The following is an 18,071-nucleotide window of genomic DNA, read 5'->3' as shown; positions in this document are numbered from 1 at the left end:
CAACTAGAGTTCGCTTCATTGCAACTCTTCTCCCGGACACGACCATGAACATCCTGCAAGTCAACTCCAGCGCCCGCGTCGATGGCTCGCACTCCACTCGCCTGGCCAGCGCCCTGGTCGAGCGCCTGATGGCAGCCCAACCGGGGGCCCGCCTGACCGTGCGTGACCTGGCCCGCAATCCCCACCCCGTGCTGGACGAGGCGGCCCTGGGGGCCCTCTTCACGCCCGCCGAGCAGCGCACGCCCGAGCAGGCGGCCCGCGTGGCCCTGGACGATGCGCTGATCGCCGAGATCCAGGCGGCCGATGTGGTGGTGCTGGGCGTGCCGATGTACAACTTCGGTGTGTCGGCCCAGCTGAAAAACTGGATCGATGCCATCGCCCGCGCCAAGGTCACCTTTCAGTACACCGAGAATGGCCCCGAAGGCCTGCTGAAGAACAAGACGGTCTATGTGGTGCTGACGCGCGGCGGCATCTATCGCAACCAGCCGTCCGACAGCCAGGTCCCTTACCTGAAGACCACCCTGGGCTTTCTGGGCATGACCGACGTGCGCTTCATCTACGCCGAAGGCCTGGCCATGGGCCCGGAGGCCGAACGAAAGGGGCTGGCTGCGGCCCAGGCCGAGATCGAGGCCGCGCTGGCCTGACACTCGCCTCATGTGATGTCACAAGGAGAACACCATGACCGCCACCCTCACCGCCCACCGTCAGGATGGGGTCGAGCACCCGCGCAGCGTCGAGCGGCTGGTGGCGGGCATGGCCACCTCCGACGGGGCAGGTGTGAAGCTCACACGGGTGCTCACGCAGCCGCTGCAGCGCCGCCTCGACCCCTTCCTGATGCTGGATGCCTTTGGCACCGACAACCCCGATGACTACATCGGCGGCTTCCCCGACCATCCGCACCGCGGCTTCGAGACGGTGACCTACATGATCGCCGGGCGCATGCGCCACCGCGACAGTGCAGGCCACGAAGGCCTGCTGCAGAACGGCGGCGTGCAGTGGATGACCGCCGGGCGCGGGGTGATCCACTCCGAGCTGCCCGAGCAGGAGGAAGGTCGCATGGAAGGCTTTCAGCTTTGGCTGAACCTGCCGGCGCGCGACAAGATGAGCGCACCTTGGTACCGCGACATCCAGAGCGCCGAGATCCCCGAGTTCACGGCCCCAGGGCTGACGGTGCGCGTGATCGCCGGCGAGAGCCAGGGCGTGAGCGGCGCCGTACAGCGCGAGGCCACGCAGCCGCTGTACCTCGACCTGCACCTCGCGGCGGGCACGCGCTTCGCGCAGCCGCTGCCAGCCGAACACAATGCCTTTGTCTATGTGTACCGCGGCCAGGTGGCCGTGAACGCGACTGAGGTGCCGGCCGGACGCATGGCCATCCTGCGCAATGAGGGCGACGGCGTAGCGCTGCAGGCCGGACCCGACAGCCGTGCCCTGCTCATCGCCGGGCGGCCGCTGAACGAGCCCATCGTGCAGTACGGTCCCTTCGTGATGAACACGCAACAGGAAATCTTCCAGGCCGTGGAAGACTTCCGCGCCGGCCGCTTCGGCGCCTGAGGCGCCCCCCGTCAGGCCGCGACCTTGGGTGCGGCCTTGCGCCGCACCGGCAGCTTCACCGGCGCTTCGGCGCTGGGATCGGGCAGGGCCATCACCTTCTCGAGCAAGCCGTGCAATTCATCCAGGGCTTGCGCGCCCAGCTGTGACTCGATGGCCTTGTAGCGCTCGTCGATGCGGTCCAGCATGCGCTGCACCAGGCGCTTGGCCTTGGGCGTGAGCTCGACGATCACCTTGCGCTGATCGGTGGAGATGCGAAAACGCCGCACCCAGTCATCGCGCTCCATGCGCTCCAGCACGCCGGTGAGGCTGGGGCCTGGGATGCAGGCGGCTTCCGCGATCTGACCGATCTCCAGCTCGCCCCGGTCCGACAGCACCCGGATCACCCGCCACTGCTGCTCGGTCACACCGGCCAGCTTGAGGTTGGGCCGGAAGTAGCGCATCACCGACTCGCGGGCACGCAGCAAGGCATCGGGCAGGTTGCGGTGGGCAATGGCGGGAGGCATGGTCATCCTTGGGAGAGGAAGGTGAAGCAAGTGTTTCACATATTCTAAGGATGCCTCATGGTTATAAACAAATACTTCACAAGGCATGCGGCAGCGCAGCATGCGCGCTTTGCGCACTGGGCTGAGAAACTTCCCTTGAGCGATCCAGTCGGACAGAATTTGGCCGCGCAGCCCCTGCCGCGATGTCGATTCACTTGCCAAGGATGCCCATGACCGAAGCGACCCGCCCCGACTCGAGCGTCTTCACAGCCTGCATCGGAGGTCGGTCATGAGCGCCATCCCCCCCACCACCACACCGCTGGCCACCGGTACGCCAGTTGCCGCAGGGCCGGGAGAGGTGCTTCGCCTGCGCGAGGCCATTGCGATCATCGTCGGCGTGGTGATCGGCGCCGGCATCTTCAAGGCACCCTCGCTGGTGGCCGGCATGACCGGCGATGTGTCCTGGATGTTCTTCGCCTGGGTGCTGGGCGGGCTGGCTTCCTTGATCGGCGCGCTGTGCTACGCCGAACTGGCCACGGCCTACCCGCATGCCGGCGGCGACTACCACTACCTGCAGCGCGCCTATGGGCGCTCCATGTCCCTGCTGTTCGGCTGGGCGCGTCTGTCGGTCATCACCACCGGCTCGATCGCCCTGCTGGCCTTCGTGTTCGGCGACTACATGACCGCGGTGCTGCCCCTGCCCTATCTCAGCGCCCCCGCCAGTTCGGCCGTGTATGCCGCGGCCTCGGTGCTGGTGCTCTCGCACATCCACCTGCGCGGCGTGAAGGCGATGTCGTCCACTCAGGTGTGGCTCACGGCGCTGGAGATCCTGGGGCTCGGCCTCATCATCGTGGCAGCCCTCACCCTGCCGGCGGGCAACGGCGCTGCCGCGGCAGCCGAGCCGGCCGCCCCGCACACGCCCTCGCTGGCGATGTTCGGCCTGGCCATGGTCTTCGTGCTGCTGGCCTATGGCGGCTGGAACGAAGCGGCCTACATCAGCGCCGAGGTGCGGGACAAGCGCCGCAACACCGTCAAGGCCCTGGTGCTGTCCATCCTCATCATCACCGGCCTGTACCTGGCCGTGGTGTGGGCCTACTGGCAGGGTCTGGGGCTGGAGGGCATGGCCAAGTCCAATGCCGTGGCGGCCGATCTGCTGAAGGTGAGCTTCGGGCCCACGGGTGAACTGATCATCTCGCTCATGGTGGCCGTGGCGGCACTCACCTCCATCAATGCCACCATGATCGTGGGGGCCCGCACCAGCTATGCCCTGGGCCGGGACTGGCACGCCCTGCGCTGGCTGGCCGACTGGGACCAGCAACGCGGCGCCCCGCTGCATGCGCTGCGCCTGCAGTGTGTCGTGTCATTGCTGCTGATTGCCATCGGCGTCTGGGCGGGCGGTGGCTTCAAGGCCATGGTGGAGTTCACCGCCCCGGTGTTCTGGCTCTTCTTCCTGCTCAGCGGCATTTCGCTTTTCGTGCTGCGCGTCCGCGAGCCGCAGGCCGAGCGCCCCTTCAAGGTGCCACTGTACCCGGTGCTGCCAGCCATCTTCTGTCTGGTGTGCGCCTACATGCTGTGGTCGGCCTTGTCGTACGTGAACAGCCAGACGCTGGGCGGGTGGAACGCGGCCTGGATCAGCGTGGTGGTGCTGGGCATCGGTGTGGTGCTGGTGGCGCTGATGCGCCGCCCCCGGGACGAAGGATCACAGCCATGAAGCCCTTTTCAACGAGCCATTGAAGCCACTACGGGCCGCCGGGGCCCATCGGGCGTGGGGCGCACAAGACGCGGCACGCCTGGACGATCACCCAGGCGCTCAAGAGGCTTCGGTGCACTGAGGCTCAGAGGGCCGCAGCCAGACGCGTGCCCTGGTCGATGGCGCGCTTGGCGTCCAGTTCGGCCGCCTCGTCGGCGCCCCCGATGAGATGCACGCGCATGCCCGCCGCCCGCAAGGGGTCCACCAGTTCACGCAGCGGCTCCTGGCCGGCACACAGCACGATGTGGTCCACCTCCAGCCAGGTCGGGTTTTCGCGCTTTTCGCCATGGCTGATGAGCAGGCCGCGGTCGTCGATGCGCTCGTAGTTCACCCCGCCGATCATGCGCACGCCCTTGTGCTTGAGCGTGGTGCGGTGGATCCAGCCGGTGGTCTTGCCCAGGCGTTCGCCCAGCTTGCCGGCGCGGCGCTGCAGCAGGGTGACCTCGCGGGCCGGCGGCGACACGCGGGGCTGCACGCCTTCCACGCCCCCGCGGGCCTGCGCCGGATCACCGACCCCCCACTCCTCCAGCCACTCGGAAAGATTCAGCGTGGGCGAATGCCCGTCGTGCACCAGGTGCTCGGCCACGTCGAAGCCGATGCCTCCGGCCCCCACGATGGCCACCCGCCGCCCCACGATGGCACCGTGGCGCAGCACGTCGATGTAGCTCAGCACCTTGGCGTGGTCCTGCCCGGGGATGCGCGGGTCGCGCGGGCGCACGCCGGTGGCCAGCAGCACGTCGTCATAGCCAGCCCCGGCCAGGGTGTCGACGTTCACCACGGTGTTCAGATGCAGGCGCACACCGGTGAGCTCCACGCGGCGGCGGAAGTAGCGCAGCATCTCGTGGAACTCCTCCTTGCCCGGCACGACCTTGGCCAGGTTGAGCTGGCCACCGATCTCGCCGGCAGCCTCGAAAAGATCCACCTCGTGGCCGCGCTCGGCCAGGGTGGTGGCCGCCGACAGCCCCGCCGGGCCGGCGCCCACCACGGCCACCCGCCTGCGCGCCGGTGTGGGGCGGATCACGAGTTCGGTCTCGCGGCAGGCACGCGGGTTGACGAGGCAGCTGCTGAGCTTGTTGACGAAGACGTGGTCCAGGCAGGCCTGGTTGCAGGCGATGCAGGTGTTGATCTCGTCGGCCCGGCCCTCGCGCGCCTTCTTCACGAACTCGGCATCGGCCAGCAGCGGCCGGGCCATCGACACCATGTCGGCGCAGCCGTCGGCCAGGATCTGCTCGGCCACCTCGGGTGTGTTGATGCGGTTGGTGGTGACCAGCGGCAGCTTCACCGCACCGCGCAGCTTCTTCGTCACCCAGGCGAAGGCACCGCGCGGCACGCTCGTGGCAATGGTGGGAATGCGCGCTTCGTGCCAGCCGATGCCGGTGTTGATGATCGTGGCGCCCGCGCGTTCGACCGCCTGCGCGAGCTGCACCACCTCGTCCCAGGTGCTGCCGCCCGGCACGAGGTCGAGCATCGACAGGCGGTAGACCAGGATGAAGTCGGGCCCCACCGCCTCGCGACAACGCTGCACGATCTCCACCGCCAGTCGCATGCGGTTCTCATAAGGGCCGCCCCACTCGTCATCCCGGTGGTTGGTGGCCGCGGCGAGGAACTGGTTGATGAAGTAGCCCTCGCTGCCCATGATTTCCACGCCATCGTAGCCCGCCTCGCGGGCCAGCACGGTGCAACGCACGAAGGCGCGGATCTGGCGCTCCACCCCGCGCGCGCTGAGCTCACGCGGGGTGAAGGGCGAGATCGGCGACTTCAACCGCGAGGGCGCCACCGCCAGCGGGTGGTAGGCATAGCGGCCGGTGTGCAGGATCTGCAGCGCGATCTTGCCGCCCTCGGCGTGCACGGCTGCGGTCACCTCGCGATGGCGCCTGGCCGCGCCGTGCGTGGCCAGCCGGCCTGCGAAGGGCTTGGCCCAGCCTTCCACATTCGGCGCAAAACCGCCGGTCACGATGAGCCCCACCTCGCCGCGCGCCCGCTCGGCAAAGTAGGCCGCGAGCTTGTCGAACTGCCGCCCGTCCTCCAGGCCCGTGTGCATGGACCCCATCAGCACGCGGTTGCGCAGGGTGGTGAAGCCCAGATCCAGGGGCTGAAGCAGGTGGGGATAGGCGGACGTGGTGACGCTCAAGGCGGACTCCTCCCGGACGGGGCATGACCACGAATTATCGAACGATCGTTCGAAAATAGGCACCCCTCGATCGTGATGTTTTCCCGCATGCCCATGTCAGCATGACGGCTTTGTATAAATTAGATACATTTCGGTTACGCAGCAACCGATGAGTATCAAAATTGAACTATGAAGTCATAACTGCCCAATGGGATCTCGGCCTGGTGGCCCTGTCCTTTGCCGTCTCGACCCTCGGAGCTTTCGCCGCCCTGTCGACCGCGCCCTCCATCCGCACCCGGGATGGGCGGCTGAGCTGGTTCAATCTGTTCGTGACCGGCGTCGCCCTGGGGGGTGTGGGCATCTGGGCCTTGCACTTCATCGGCATGCTGGCCTACCGCCTGCCCATCGGGGTGGGCTATGGCCTCTGGGAGACCGCCGTGTCGCTGCTGGCGGCGGCCGTGGTGTCCGCCGCTGCGCTGGGCTACATCGCCTCAGCCCCCTTCACCTGGCGCCGCCTGGCGGTGGCCGGCCCCCTGGCCGGGCTGGGTGTGGCCCTGATGCACTACCTGGGGATGTATGGGATGCGTTTCGGCGGCTACCTGGAGTGGGATTTCGCGCGCGTCGGGGCCTCGATCGCCGTGGCCGTCTTCGCCGCCACGGCGGCCTTGTGGCTGGCCTTTCACGTGCGCAGCCTGGTTTCTCGTCTCAGTGCCTCGGTGGTCATGGCGGGCGCCGTGGGCGCCATGCACTACACCGGCATGTCAGCCGCCACGGTGGTCTGCACGGTGGCCGACCGATCGGCGGTTCCCCCCGGCACCCTGCATCCGCTTGAGCTGCCGCTGACCGTGACGCTGGTGGCGCTGACTGCGGTGGCCCTGATCCTCTTCGATCGACTCATGCAGCGTCTGGCGCCCGCGGAAGCTGCTCGCGCTGCGCGGTAAAGGCACCCAGCCGCACCCCGTGCTCAGGCATGGGCTTCACCAAGTGGCCCGAAGGCCGCTCGGGCTGCCCGAGCGGGTCTGAGGCCTGAAGGATACGGGGCTGCAACGGTATCATGGGGCACCCGTCGCCCGCCGCATGCCCCGAACGCTACGCGCCCAGCTGATCCTCGCCAGCGCTGCCACCCTGGTGCTGATGTCGGTGCTTTTGCTGTGGGGGGCGCAATCGGCCATGAAGGCGGCCCTGCAGGAGCAGTTCGACCGACAGCTCGACGTGGCTCGCCCCTTGCTGGTGGCAGCGCTGGCCCCGCTCATGGCCGCACGCGACCATGCGGCGGTGAACGAGGTGGCGCGCCAGAGCGTTTCTTCGCACGGGCTGGCCTTCCTGGAAGTGCTCGATGCGGAAGGTCGTATCGTGGCGGCCACGTCCCGGCCTGCAGGTGACAACGGCACCACGGCCACCGAAGCCACGCTCGAACTTGAAGGCCAGACCTATGGGCAGGTCCGCTTCGGCGTGCACACCGAGGGGCTGAACGCCGCGCTGTACAAGGTGACGCGCAACAGTCTGCTCATCGGCGCTCTGGTGCTGGGCGTGGGCCTGATCCTGATGGTGGGCCTCACGACCTGGCTGACAGCCCACCTGCGGGCGCTCGCGCAAGCCAGCCGGCAATTGGCAAAGGGCGATGCCGTTGGCCGCATTCCCTCCGGGACCGGGCCGAGCGAACTGCGCCAGCTGGCCGAGGCCTTCAACCAGATGACCGAAGCGCTGCAGGATCGACTGCAGGCCCTGGAAGACAGTGAAAGGCGCCAGCGCTCGCTGGTGGACGAGCTGGAAAACCTCAATGCCCGGCTTGAGGAACGAGTGGCCCGGCGCACGGCGGAACTCGAGGCCGCACGTGATGCGGCCGAGCAGGCGAACCGGGCGAAGTCCGATTTCCTTTCGCGCATGAGCCACGAACTGCGCACCCCGCTCAATGCGATCCTCGGATTTGCCCAGGTGCTGCGCGCTCGCTCGCAGGACCTGCCAGTCCACGCGGCCGAACCGCTGCGCCACATCGAGGCGGCCGGCTGGCACCTGCTGGAGATGATCAACGAGGTGCTCGACCTGGCGCGTATCGAGTCGGGCCACATGAGCGTCTCGCTCGAAAGCGTGGACCTGGCCGAGTTGCTGCGTCAGGCGTTGCAGGCTGCCGAGCCGGTGGCCCGGCGCAAGGGGGTGAAGCTCCAGGCCGACCTGGCCCTGCCGGCGCCATGCTGGGTGCATGCCGACCGCACGCGCACACGCCAGGTGATGGACAACCTGCTGTCCAATGCCGTGAAGTACAACCGCCCGCAGGGCGAAGTGACCGCCCGACTCGAGGCCGGTGCCGATGGTCGCGTGGCGGTGTCCATCACCGATACGGGCCGCGGCCTGTCAGCCGACCAGATCGAACGGCTGTTCGAGCCGTTCACGCGCTTCGTCGCGCCCGGTGAGGGGATCGAGGGTACAGGCATCGGGCTGCTCATCACCAAACGCCTGGTGGAAGCCATGGGGGGCCAGCTCAGTGTGCACTCCCAGCCCGGTGTGGGCTCGTGCTTCCGCTTCGAACTGGCCGGGGCCTCGGCACCGGCGCCCGCCGTGCCTGCTGCTCTGGTTGCCCACGAGGCCCCCGCCGTCGTCCCACGGCGCACCCGCACCGTCGTGTATGTGGAAGACAACCCCTCCAACGTGGCCGTGTTCCGCCAGGTGCTGGGACTGCGGCCCGGCATCGAGCTGCTCACGGCCGGAGACGGCGTCACCGGCCTGGCCCTGGTGCGCGCCCACCGGCCGGATCTCGTGGTGATCGACATCGACCTGCCCGGCATGGACGGGCTGGAACTGTGCCGGCGCCTGCGCGCCGACCCGCAGACCGGCCACATCCCGCTGGTGGCGCTCAGCGCCAACGCCATGCCGCGCGACATCGAACGCGGCCGTGAGGCCGGGTTCGCGGCCTACCTCACCAAGCCCATGGACGTGCCGGCGCTGATCGCCCAGCTCGACCACCTGCTCCTGGACACCTGAAGCCTTGCAGGGAGCTCACCCCATGCTGAACGCACCGCATCGCCGCTTCTGGTTGCAGTCCCTCTGTGCGGCCCTGGCGCTGCAGGCCTGGCCTTCGCTCACCCGGGCCCAGGGCAGCCCGCTGCGCATCGGCCTGGCGCCCTACCTGCCCGCCCCGCGGCTGATGCTGCAGTTCCGGCCCTTGCGCGAACACCTCGAAACCCATCTGGCGCGGCCGGTCCAGTTCTACACCGCGCGCGACTTCCGCGCTCTGGCTGAAGACACCCGTGGCCATGCCTTCGACGCCGTCATGCTGCCCGCTCATCTGGCCGCCCTCGCCCTGAGCGACTGGGGCTACCAGCCCCTGTCGGGCACTCTCGCGGCCACGCAGGTGCTCATCCTCGTGCGCAAGGACGGCCCGGTGCACACCGCCGCCGACCTGCGCGGCCGCTCCATCGGCACGCTGGATGCCCTGTCCCTCGTGGCCAGTGTGGCCCTGCGCTGGCTGGGCGAGCAAGGGCTGGAACTCGGCACCGGCCCGCAGGCTGTGCGGGTGTCCGTGCAGCCCACCATCAGCAGCGCGCTGCACGCCCTGGCCCGTGATGAGGTGGCCGCCGTGGCCGCCGGCGAAGCGCAGCTGCGCGGGCTGAGTGCCGACACGCCGATCGACCACCGGCGGCTGGTGGAACTGCGCAACATCCCTGGCCCTGTGTTCGTGGCCGCCCCCACCCTTCCCCTTGCCGACCGACGGGCCCTGAGCAGTGCACTGCTCGCCTTCCAACCCGACACCAACGCCCCCAGCACCGCGGCCAACACCCGCCACCACACGCTGGACCCGGCCGCCCTGGCCGACCTGCAGGCCTATGTGCAGGTGGCGCGCAGGCTGATGAACGAGGGCGCACGGCCAGGCTCGTGACTTGACCCTTGTCAAGCATGGCCGGCATTCGCTGCCCGGCAGCGTGCCCACGCGCCCACAATGCGGGCATCCCCCCGTCACGCCGCGCCGATGGACCCGAAGCACCCGTTCAACATCACCTACTTCCTGATCGCCCTGGTGGGCGTGCTCTTCCTGCAGAGCCTGTGGACGCAGCACCGCACGGTGCAGCCCTTGCCCTACAGCGAATTCGTGCGTGAGCTGAAGGCGGGCAATGTGGAAGAGATCGCCATCACCAGCACGGCCATCCGCGGGACGCTCAAACGACCCTTGGCCGATGGCCGCACGCGCTTCGTCACCAACCGTGTGGAGCCCGAACTGGCCGACCTGTTGAGCCAGCATGACGTGCGCTACACCGGCGTGGTGGAAAGCACGCTGCTGAAGGACGTGCTGGGCTGGGTGCTGCCCATGCTGCTCTTCCTGGGCGTGTGGTTCTATCTCATCCGCAAACTGCAGGAACGCGGCGGACTGGGCTCGGGCCTGATGCCTCTGGGCAAGAGCAAGGCCAAGGTGTACGTCGAGGCCGACACGAAGGTGGACTTCAATGACGTGGCCGGCGTGGACGAGGCCAAGGCCGAGTTGCAGGAGATCGTGGGCTTCCTGAAAGACCCTCAGAAGTATGGCCGCCTGGGCGCGCGCATCCCCAAGGGGGTGCTGCTGGTGGGCCCGCCGGGCACGGGCAAGACCCTGCTCGCCCGTGCGGTGGCTGGCGAGGCGGGTGTGCCCTTCTTCTCGATCAATGGCTCGGAGTTCGTGGAGATGTTCGTGGGCGTGGGTGCCGCGCGCGTGCGCGACCTCTTCGAGGAGGCGCGCAAGAAGGCACCAGCCATCATCTTCATCGACGAGATCGACGCGCTGGGCCGTGCACGCACCGGCCTGCCCTGGGGCGGGCATGACGAAAAGGAACAGACGCTGAACCAGCTGCTGGCCGAACTCGACGGCTTCGACCCGCGTTCGGGCCTGGTGTTGCTGGCCGCCACCAACCGGCCCGAAACCCTGGACCCGGCCTTGCTGCGCGCCGGCCGCTTCGACCGCCAGGTGCTGGTGGACCGCCCGGACCGCGTGGGGCGCGTGCAGATCCTGAACGTGCACATGCGCAAGATCAAGGTGGCCCCGGGGCTGGACCTGGCCCAGGTGGCCGCGCTGACGCCCGGTTTCTCGGGCGCCGACCTGGCCAACCTGTGCAACGAAGCTGCTCTGCACGCCACGCGCCATGAGCGCGATGCCGTGACGATGGACGACTTCACGGCCGCCATCGAGCGCATCGTGGCCGGCCTGGAAAAGCGCAACCGGCTGCTCAACCCAAAGGAGCGCGAGGTGGTGGCGCACCATGAGATGGGCCACGCCCTGGTGGCGATGAGCCTGCCGGGCCAGGATCCGGTGCAGAAGATCTCCATCATCCCGCGCGGCATCGGCACCCTGGGCTACACACTGCAGCGCCCGATCGAAGACCGCTACCTGATGACGCGCACCGAGCTGGAGCACAAGATGGCGGTGCTGCTGGGCGGCCGCGCGGCCGAGCATCTCATCTTCGGCGAGCTGTCCACCGGCGCGGCGGACGACCTCGCGCGCGTGACCGACATCGCCCGCAGCATCGTGATGCGATACGGCATGGACGAGACGCTCGGACCGGTGGTGTACGAAGCTGAGCGGCCCACTTTCCTGCACGCAGAGGGCACGGCCGGTGCACGTCGTGACTTTGCCGAAGCCACCGCGCGGGAGATCGATGTGGCGACGCGACGCCTCGTGGAAGCGGCCTTCCGCCACAGCGTGGAGATCCTCACCCGCCTGCGTGAACCGCTGGAGCGCGGCGCCCAGGCCCTGCTGGCGCAGGAAACCCTCACCGAGCCCGAACTGCGCGCCTTGCTGCCGGCGCCCACCGACCCGGCGCCCCGCCCCTGAGGCCGCCTCAGGCCCTGCGCCTTTGCTGCTTGGCCGCGTACATGGCCGCGTCGGCGCGGTGCATGGCCTGCGCCACCGTGTCGCCAGGACGCGCCTGTGACACGCCCACGCTGATGCTCACCCGCAGACCCGGCGACAGGCTGTGCCAATCGTGGGCCATCACGGCCGCCTCGATGCGGTCACACACCTGCCGCGCCACGCGCTCGTCGGAATCGAGGAAGGCAACCACGAACTCGTCACCGGCCAGACGCGCAGGCAGATCGTTCTCGCGCACGTGGCTGGAAAGGATGCGCGCGATGGCGCACAGCACCTGATCGCCCACCTGGTGGGAGTGGCCGTCATTGACCTGCTTGAAATGGTCCACGTCGATGAGCGCGATCGAGGCCGGCCGGGCCGCATGCGCTCGGCTGCGCAGGCGCTCGCTCATGCGCAGCTCGAAGTGTCGTCGGTTGGCGATGCCGGTGAGCGCATCCTCCAGCGACAAGCGCTCCAGCTGTTGCGACGAGGCTTCGAGCTGCTGCAGCGTCTGCTCGTGCTCGCGCAGCTCGATCTGCCACTTCACCACACGCGAGCGGCTTTCCAGGCTTTCAGCGCGAATCAACTCTTCGCGTCGGCGCAGCAGCTTCAGGTCCTCCAGAGCGCCACGGGCATCGCCCTGGAACTCGTGCAGCTGGGCCAGCAGCAGGTGCCCAACGCAGGCCAGCTGTTCATGCTCGACCTCGATCGCGGTGTCCACCATCAGCGCCGCACACTGCACTGCATGGCCCAGGCGGGACTGGTCCCAGGCGAGTTCACACTCCAGCCACAGCTCCAGCACCTGCAGCCAGGTCTGCCCGGCCAGTTCGTCCGACCAGCGGCGCGCCTGGGCCAGTTCACGCTGGGCCAGGTGAGCCTCGCCACGCCAGCAGGCTTCGAGACTGGCGAACATCGACAGCAAGGCCCGGTGGGTCGCCAGCAGGCCGGGCTGCACGCCCTCCGCACCGGACAGATGCGCCTGCTGCACGCAGCGCGCCAGCAGGCTTTCGAAGCGGGAGGTGTCGGGCAGACATCCCTTGAAGAAGCGCTCGAACCCCAGCCTCAGGGCTTCGGCATGCGTGCGCTGCAGCAGGATCTGCAGCGGTGAGACGGGCGGATCGGCGCGCGCAGCCAGTTGCTCGGCCTGCTCGAAGGCTTCGGCGGCCTGGTCGAAGCTGCGACTCCAGGCATAGGCCTGCCCGAGCGCATTGCTGGCCACCACCCGCTGTGGCCCCGGCGGCAGCGCCTCGACCAGCCGCACGGCCAGCAGGGCGGCCTCGACGGCCTCTTCATGGCGGCCCAGCACACTGGCTGAACAGGCCAGGGTGGACAGCGCGCCCGACTCGCCCGGCCCGTCGCCGAGCATCTGGTAGAGATGGGCGGCCCGCTGGCTGGTGCCATGCGCCCGCCGAAAGCGCGACGCCAGCCAGTCACAGTAGGCCAGGCAAGCCAGAGCCTGTGCCTCGCTGGGGCGGTGCTGGCAGGCTTCGGCCCCCACCAGTGCGCGCTGGGCCAGCACACGTGCGCGATCCGGACGCCCGGCTTCCAGGGCGTGGTGGGCCCGGGTCAGCAAGGACTCCAGTTCGTGGGGCGACAGGGGATCGGAAAGGGCCGTCTCGGTCATCACTTCAGGTATCGGCGCGGTGGCGCCCGGCTTGAGGGCCGGGTCACAGCAACACCGCTCAGGGCCTGAAGTGTGCGGGAAAGTGGCGTTCAGGTGCTACTGCGCACGATCACTTCGTAGCCCAGGCGCACACAATGCCGGGGGGGGCTTTCGCCACGCACCAGTTGCAGCAGCATGCGGGCACCTTCCGCGCCCACCTGCGAGCGCGGCGTGCGCACCGTCGTCAACGCCGGCAGCATCTGGTCGCTGCCCGCCAGATCATTGAAGCCGGCCACGGCCAGCTGGGCCGGGACCGACACGCCCAGCCGCTGGGCGGCCAGCAGCCCGCCCTGGGCGAGGTCGTCGTTGTTGAAGAAGACGGCATCGGCATCGGGACGCAGGCGCAGCAGCTGCTCCAGCAGGCGCGCACCCAGGGCGATCGAGGATCGCTCGGGGCTGAGCAGTTCCAGCGCCGGGTCGTAGCAGCCGGCTTCCCGCAAGGCCCGTCGATAGCCTTCGGCCCGCTGCATGGTGCGTGGATCCAGCTGAGCCGCGATGAAGGCCACACGCCGGCGTCCGCGCGACAGGAGGTGGCGGGTCAGGTCGGCTCCCGCGTCGGTCTGCGAGAAGCCCACGCAGTACACGCCAGGCGCGTCGGTGGTTTCCATCAGGTGCACACAAGGCACCCCGCTGGCGGCGATGAGCCGCCGGGCGGCCTCGGTGCGGTCGAAGCCCGTGACCAGCAGCCCGGCCGGCCGGTGCGCGAGGTAGCTGCGCAGCAGCTGCTCCTCCTCCAGAGCGTCGTAGTGCGTCACGCCGATCAGCGGCTGGTAGCCCGCCGGGAACAGCACCCGGTGGACAGCCTCCAGCAGATCGACAAACAAGGCGTTCGACAGCATCGGCACCAGCACCGGGACCTGGGTGCTGCGCTGCGAGGCCAGCGCCCGCGCTGCGGGGTCGGGCACGTAGCCCAGGCGCTGCACGGCCGCCTGCACGCGCGCCACCAGCTCGGGCGCGACGCCACGCTCCTGCCGCAGGGCCCGCGAGGCGGTGATGGGGCTGACCTCGGCCTCGCGGGCCACATCCTGCAAAGTGACGCGGCCACTGGAGCGGCGCTTGCGCGGGGAGGATTCCAAGGGTTATCCCTGAGTGAAGGTGTTTGATCGTCGGCTAGGATAGCGCTACCAAGTTTCACCGACAAGTCTTCCTTTCCTTTGTTGGCGGCACCCTGGCCGCCAGCCCCCAAACCTCCGATCTCGCTGGTTCCATCCCCTCCGTTCAGTCTTTATGGATAGCGCTACCAAATCAAGCCCATCCCTCCATGCCGCGCTGGTGGTGATGGGAGTGGCGGGCTGTGGCAAGTCCAGCCTGGGCCGCGCCTGCGCCGACGCCCTGGGCTGGCCGTTGCTCGAAGGCGACGACTACCACGCCCCTGAAAGTGTGGACAAGATGCGTGCCGGCACGCCCCTCACCGATGCGGACCGGGAGGGCTGGCTGGCGCGGCTGGGTCAGATGCTCGCCGACCGCCCCCAAGGCGCCGTGCTGACCTGCTCGGCCCTCAGACAGCGCTACCGTGACCAGCTGCGATCGGCCCGGCCGGACCTGCGCTTCGCCTTCCTCGATCTGGACGAACCCACCGCCCGCGAACGGGTGGCGGCCCGGTCCGGTCACCTCTTTCCGCCCAGCCTGGTGGCCAGCCAGTTCGCCACGCTCGAGTCGCCCGTGGGAGAGCCGGGCGTGCTGCGCCTGGACGCCACCGCCCCGCTGGACCAGTTGCGCGACCAGGTTCTCGCCTGGCTGCGCGCCCCCTTGGAGACCGCCGCATGAACCCGGCCCCCGCTCCCGCATCGTCCCACTGGGCCTTCACCGCCCTGCGCCGCCTGGCGGAGGCCGCCATGGCGCTGAGCCTGCTGGGGATGGTGCTCGCCGTCTTCCTCAACGTGGTGCTGCGCTACTTCTTCAACACGGGCCTGGCCATCTCCGAGGAGTTGTCGCGCCTGCTGTTCGTCTGGCTGGTGTGCATTGGCGCCATCCTGGCCCTGGCCGAAGGCAAACATCTGGGCTTCGACATGGTGACCAGTCGCCTGCGCGGACTGCCGGCCACGCTGTGCCGATGGCTGACGCGTGCGCTCATCGGCGTGGCGCTGTACTACCTCGTCACAGGCTCGTGGCAGCAGGTGCTGGCAGGCATGAACTCTCGCAGCCCGGTGATGAACTACCCGCTGGCGCTGGCCGCGGCCGGCACCCTGGTGATGGGGGGCTGCATGGCCGTTCTGCTGGTCATCGAGTGCGTGCGCGCCCTGCGCCACGGTGAAACGACGCAGGAGCCGGCATGACCATCGCCATCTTCCTGGCCGTCTTGTTCGCCAGCATGACGATCGGCGTGCCCATCGCCTTTGCGTTGATGCTCACGGCGCTCGCGCTGATGGTCCACCTGGACTTCTTCGACGCCCAGCTGCTGGCGCAGAACGTGCAGGCCGGCTTCGACAGCTTCCCGCTGCTGGCCGTGCCCTTCTTCATCCTGGCCGGCGAGCTGATGAACGCCGGGGGCCTGAGCCGGCGCATCATCGACCTGGCACGCGTGTTCGTGGGCCACATCCAGGGCGGTCTGGGCTATGTCGCCATTGCCGCCTCGGTGATGCTGGCGTCGATGAGCGGCTCGGCCATCGCCGACACCGCCGCCCTGGCCACGCTGCTGCTGCCGATGATGCGCAAGCACAACTACCCCGATGGCTCCAGCGCCGGGCTGATTGCCTCGGGCGGCATCATCGCGCCCATCATCCCGCCGTCGATGCCCATGGTCATCTATGGCGTGACCACCAACACCTCGATCAGCAAGCTCTTCCTGGCCGGCATCGTCCCCGGGATCCTGATGGCCGCCGCCCTGGTGCTGGTGTGGCGGCGTATCTCCGGCAAGGCCGTGCTGCCGGTGGCCGAGAAGGCCCCCTGGAGCGAGCGCCGCCGCGCTCTCGCCCGCAGCCTGTGGGCCCTGATGCTGCCGGTCATCATCATCGGTGGCCTGCGCTTCGGCTTGTTCACGCCCACCGAGGCCGCCGTGGTGGCCGCCGTCTACGCCCTGCTGGTGGCCACGCTGGTGTACCGCGAACTCAAGCCTGCGGGCATTTACCAGGTCTTCGTGGCGGCCTCCAAGACCACCGGCGTCGTGATGTTCCTGTGCGGCGCAGCCACCGCGGCCTCCTACATGATCACCCTGGCCGACCTGCCCGGCGATCTGGCGCGCAGCTTCGGCCCGCTGCTGGAGCATCGCGTGCTCTTCATGCTGGTGGTGGCGCTGTTCCTGCTCGCCATCGGCATGGTGATGGACCTCACGCCCACCATCCTCATCCTCGGCCCGGTGCTCGCCCCGCTGGCCGCCCGTGCCGGCATCGACCCGGTCTACTTCGGCTTCGTGTTCATCTTCGTGGGCAGCCTGGGCCTGCTCACGCCCCCCGTGGGCACCGTGCTCAACGTCGTGGCTGGCGTGGGCCGCCTGCGCATGGAACCCGTCGTGCGCGGCGTGATGCCCTTCCTGGGGGTGTACTTCGCACTGCTGCTGCTCGTGATCCTCTTTCCCCAGATCGTGCTCACGCCGCTGCGATGGCTGAGCTGAATTTTCCTGGCGACCCCGGTCGCGTTTTCGACCCTTTCCCATCAAGGAGACTTCGCATGAAACTCAAACTCGCTGTCGCCGCCCTCGGTGTGGCCCTGCTGGCCGCCGGCCAGGCCTGGGCCCAGGACATCAAGCCGCGCATGATCCGCTTCGGCTACGGCCTGAACGAAGACTCCAACCAAGGCCGTGCCGTCAAGCTCTTCGCGCAGGAAGTGGAGAAGGCCTCGGGCGGCAAGATGCGCGTGCGCGCCATCGGTGCTGCAGCCCTGGGCTCGGACGTGCAGATGCAGCAGGCCCTGATCGGCGGCGCCCAGGAGATGATGGTGGGCTCGACCGCCACGCTGGTGGGCATCACCAAGGAAATGGCCCTCTGGGACACGCCCTTCCTGTTCAACAACGGCGCCGAAGCCGACGCCGTGCTCGATGGACCGGTGGGCCAGAAGGTGATGGACAAGCTGCAGGAAAAAGGCCTGGTGGGCCTGGTGTACTGGGAGAACGGCTTTCGCAACCTCACCAACAACAAGCAGCCGGTGACGAAGCTGGAAGACCTGAACGGCATCAAGCTGCGCGTGATGCAGAACAACGTCTTCCTGGACAGCTTCAAGAGCCTGGGGGCCAATGCCATCCCCCTGCCCTTCTCGGAACTCTTCACCGCGCTGGAAACCCGTGCCGTCGACGGTCAGGAGAACCCCTACAACACCATCCTGTCCAGCAAGTTCTACGAGGTGCAGAAGTACCTCACGGTCACCAACCACGTGTACAGCCCCTGGATCGTGCTGGCGAGCAAGAAGTGGTGGGACGGCCTGAGCCAGGCGGAGCGCAAGGTGCTGCTGGACGCGGCCGTGAAGAGCCGGGACTTCGAGCGCAAGGACACGCGGGAGGAAGCCGCCAAGGCCCTGTCCGAACTGCGCGCCAAGGGCATGCAGATCAATGAACTGTCGCCCGCCGAAGCCAACCGCATGCGCGAGAAGCTGACGGCCGTGCATGCCAGCATCGCCGACCAGGTGGGCCGCGACCTGTGGGCCGAGACCCAGGCCGCCCTGGCCAAGGTGCGCGGCGGCAAGTAAGTCCGGCACCCGTCTGCCACGCCCGCGGCCCGCGCCGCGGGCGTTGTCGTTTGTGCAGCCTCAGCCAGCTGTCAGCACTCGCTGCTATT

Annotated in this window: 15 protein-coding genes; 11 read left to right on the top strand and 4 right to left on the bottom strand. The window is 68.5% G+C overall.

Going from position 1 to position 18,071, the window contains the following annotated elements:
* Window positions 1–44: 44 nt before the first annotated feature.
* The gene (locus C1704_RS05530) at window positions 45–644 is read left to right on the top strand and encodes an FMN-dependent NADH-azoreductase (protein WP_104301750.1); all 600 of its coding nucleotides are present in this window, start codon (window positions 45–47) and stop codon (window positions 642–644) included.
* A 34-nt stretch (window positions 645–678) separates the two neighbouring features.
* Window positions 679–1,551, top strand: a complete 873-nt coding sequence (locus tag C1704_RS05525) for a pirin family protein (RefSeq protein ID WP_104301749.1) — start codon at window positions 679–681, stop codon at window positions 1,549–1,551.
* An 11-nt stretch (window positions 1,552–1,562) separates the two neighbouring features.
* On the opposite strand, the gene hpaR is transcribed toward C1704_RS05525, so the two are convergent.
* The gene (gene hpaR, locus C1704_RS05520) at window positions 1,563–2,054 is read right to left on the bottom strand and encodes a homoprotocatechuate degradation operon regulator HpaR (protein WP_104301748.1); all 492 of its coding nucleotides are present in this window, start codon (window positions 2,052–2,054) and stop codon (window positions 1,563–1,565) included.
* A 268-nt stretch (window positions 2,055–2,322) separates the two neighbouring features.
* Here hpaR and C1704_RS05515 point away from each other — a divergent pair, with 268 nt between their 5' ends.
* Window positions 2,323–3,744 (top strand): APC family permease, encoded by a 1,422-nt coding sequence (locus C1704_RS05515; RefSeq protein WP_104301747.1) that lies wholly within the window; start codon window positions 2,323–2,325, stop codon window positions 3,742–3,744.
* A 124-nt stretch (window positions 3,745–3,868) separates the two neighbouring features.
* Here C1704_RS05515 and C1704_RS05510 read toward each other — a convergent pair whose 3' ends face one another.
* Window positions 3,869–5,914: an NADPH-dependent 2,4-dienoyl-CoA reductase gene (locus tag C1704_RS05510; RefSeq protein WP_104301746.1), complete on the bottom strand. Its 2,046-nt coding sequence runs from the start codon at window positions 5,912–5,914 to the stop codon at window positions 3,869–3,871.
* 161 nt (window positions 5,915–6,075) lie between these two features.
* Between C1704_RS05510 and C1704_RS05505 the strand changes: the two genes are divergently transcribed.
* From C1704_RS05505 to ftsH, 4 genes are all read left to right on the top strand, one after another.
* Window positions 6,076–6,834: an MHYT domain-containing protein gene (locus tag C1704_RS05505; RefSeq protein WP_104301745.1), complete on the top strand. Its 759-nt coding sequence runs from the start codon at window positions 6,076–6,078 to the stop codon at window positions 6,832–6,834.
* A 136-nt stretch (window positions 6,835–6,970) separates the two neighbouring features.
* A complete protein-coding gene (locus tag C1704_RS05500; RefSeq protein ID WP_104301744.1) occupies window positions 6,971–8,872 on the top strand; it encodes an ATP-binding protein in 1,902 nt (633 codons plus the stop codon).
* A 22-nt stretch (window positions 8,873–8,894) separates the two neighbouring features.
* On the top strand, window positions 8,895–9,767 hold the full coding sequence (locus C1704_RS05495) for a phosphate/phosphite/phosphonate ABC transporter substrate-binding protein (protein WP_104301743.1): 873 nt from the start codon (window positions 8,895–8,897) through the stop codon (window positions 9,765–9,767).
* A 90-nt stretch (window positions 9,768–9,857) separates the two neighbouring features.
* Complete coding sequence (gene ftsH, locus C1704_RS05490; protein ID WP_104301742.1) at window positions 9,858–11,687, top strand: ATP-dependent zinc metalloprotease FtsH; 1,830 nt, start codon at window positions 9,858–9,860, stop codon at window positions 11,685–11,687.
* 7 nt (window positions 11,688–11,694) lie between these two features.
* On the opposite strand, the gene C1704_RS05485 is transcribed toward ftsH, so the two are convergent.
* Entirely contained in the window at window positions 11,695–13,326 is a 1,632-nt protein-coding gene (locus C1704_RS05485; RefSeq protein WP_104301741.1) for a GGDEF domain-containing protein, read from the bottom strand.
* A gap of 89 nt (window positions 13,327–13,415) precedes the next feature.
* Complete coding sequence (gene gntR, locus C1704_RS05480) at window positions 13,416–14,441, bottom strand: HTH-type transcriptional regulator GntR (protein WP_104301740.1); 1,026 nt, start codon at window positions 14,439–14,441, stop codon at window positions 13,416–13,418.
* A 151-nt stretch (window positions 14,442–14,592) separates the two neighbouring features.
* On the opposite strand from gntR, the gene C1704_RS05475 reads away from it, so the two are divergent.
* From C1704_RS05475 to C1704_RS05460, 4 genes are read left to right on the top strand one after another with little or no spacing between them, the layout of a single operon-like run.
* The gene (locus C1704_RS05475) at window positions 14,593–15,132 is read left to right on the top strand and encodes a gluconokinase (protein ID WP_245876388.1); all 540 of its coding nucleotides are present in this window, start codon (window positions 14,593–14,595) and stop codon (window positions 15,130–15,132) included.
* Window positions 15,129–15,641, top strand: coding sequence for a TRAP transporter small permease (locus C1704_RS05470; protein WP_104301739.1), 513 nt, complete (start codon window positions 15,129–15,131; stop codon window positions 15,639–15,641). The genes C1704_RS05475 and C1704_RS05470 overlap by 4 nt, the downstream gene beginning before the upstream one ends.
* Window positions 15,638–16,915 (top strand): TRAP transporter large permease, encoded by a 1,278-nt coding sequence (locus tag C1704_RS05465; protein WP_104301738.1) that lies wholly within the window; start codon window positions 15,638–15,640, stop codon window positions 16,913–16,915. The genes C1704_RS05470 and C1704_RS05465 overlap by 4 nt, the downstream gene beginning before the upstream one ends.
* Before the next feature lie 56 nt (window positions 16,916–16,971).
* Window positions 16,972–17,982 carry a TRAP transporter substrate-binding protein gene (locus tag C1704_RS05460; RefSeq protein WP_104301737.1) on the top strand — a complete coding sequence of 337 codons (1,011 nt, stop codon included), beginning with the start codon at window positions 16,972–16,974 and terminating at the stop codon, window positions 17,980–17,982.
* Window positions 17,983–18,071 lie beyond the last annotated feature (89 nt).

It is taken from the genome of Caldimonas caldifontis (assembly GCF_002930615.1).
Taxonomy (GTDB): Bacteria; Pseudomonadota; Gammaproteobacteria; order Burkholderiales; family Burkholderiaceae_C; genus Caldimonas; species Caldimonas caldifontis.
The sequence above is the reverse complement of the archived record's forward strand: the minus strand, read 5'-3'. Positions and strand labels throughout refer to the sequence as shown.

Excerpts from the sequence above, each read along its gene's own strand:
- C1704_RS05530 (WP_104301750.1), top strand. The coding sequence starts at position 45 with ATGAACATCCTGCAAGTCAACTCCAGCGCCCGCGTCGATGGCTCGCAC.
- C1704_RS05525 (WP_104301749.1), top strand. The coding sequence starts at position 679 with ATGACCGCCACCCTCACCGCCCACCGTCAGGATGGGGTCGAGCACCCG.
- hpaR (WP_104301748.1), bottom strand. The coding sequence starts at position 2,054 with ATGCCTCCCGCCATTGCCCACCGCAACCTGCCCGATGCCTTGCTGCGT.
- C1704_RS05515 (WP_104301747.1), top strand. The coding sequence starts at position 2,323 with ATGAGCGCCATCCCCCCCACCACCACACCGCTGGCCACCGGTACGCCA.
- C1704_RS05500 (WP_104301744.1), top strand. The coding sequence starts at position 6,971 with ATGCCCCGAACGCTACGCGCCCAGCTGATCCTCGCCAGCGCTGCCACC.
- C1704_RS05495 (WP_104301743.1), top strand. The coding sequence starts at position 8,895 with ATGCTGAACGCACCGCATCGCCGCTTCTGGTTGCAGTCCCTCTGTGCG.
- ftsH (WP_104301742.1), top strand. The coding sequence starts at position 9,858 with ATGGACCCGAAGCACCCGTTCAACATCACCTACTTCCTGATCGCCCTG.
- C1704_RS05485 (WP_104301741.1), bottom strand. The coding sequence starts at position 13,326 with ATGACCGAGACGGCCCTTTCCGATCCCCTGTCGCCCCACGAACTGGAG.
- C1704_RS05475 (WP_245876388.1), top strand. The coding sequence starts at position 14,593 with ATGGATAGCGCTACCAAATCAAGCCCATCCCTCCATGCCGCGCTGGTG.
- C1704_RS05470 (WP_104301739.1), top strand. The coding sequence starts at position 15,129 with ATGAACCCGGCCCCCGCTCCCGCATCGTCCCACTGGGCCTTCACCGCC.
- C1704_RS05465 (WP_104301738.1), top strand. The coding sequence starts at position 15,638 with ATGACCATCGCCATCTTCCTGGCCGTCTTGTTCGCCAGCATGACGATC.
- C1704_RS05460 (WP_104301737.1), top strand. The coding sequence starts at position 16,972 with ATGAAACTCAAACTCGCTGTCGCCGCCCTCGGTGTGGCCCTGCTGGCC.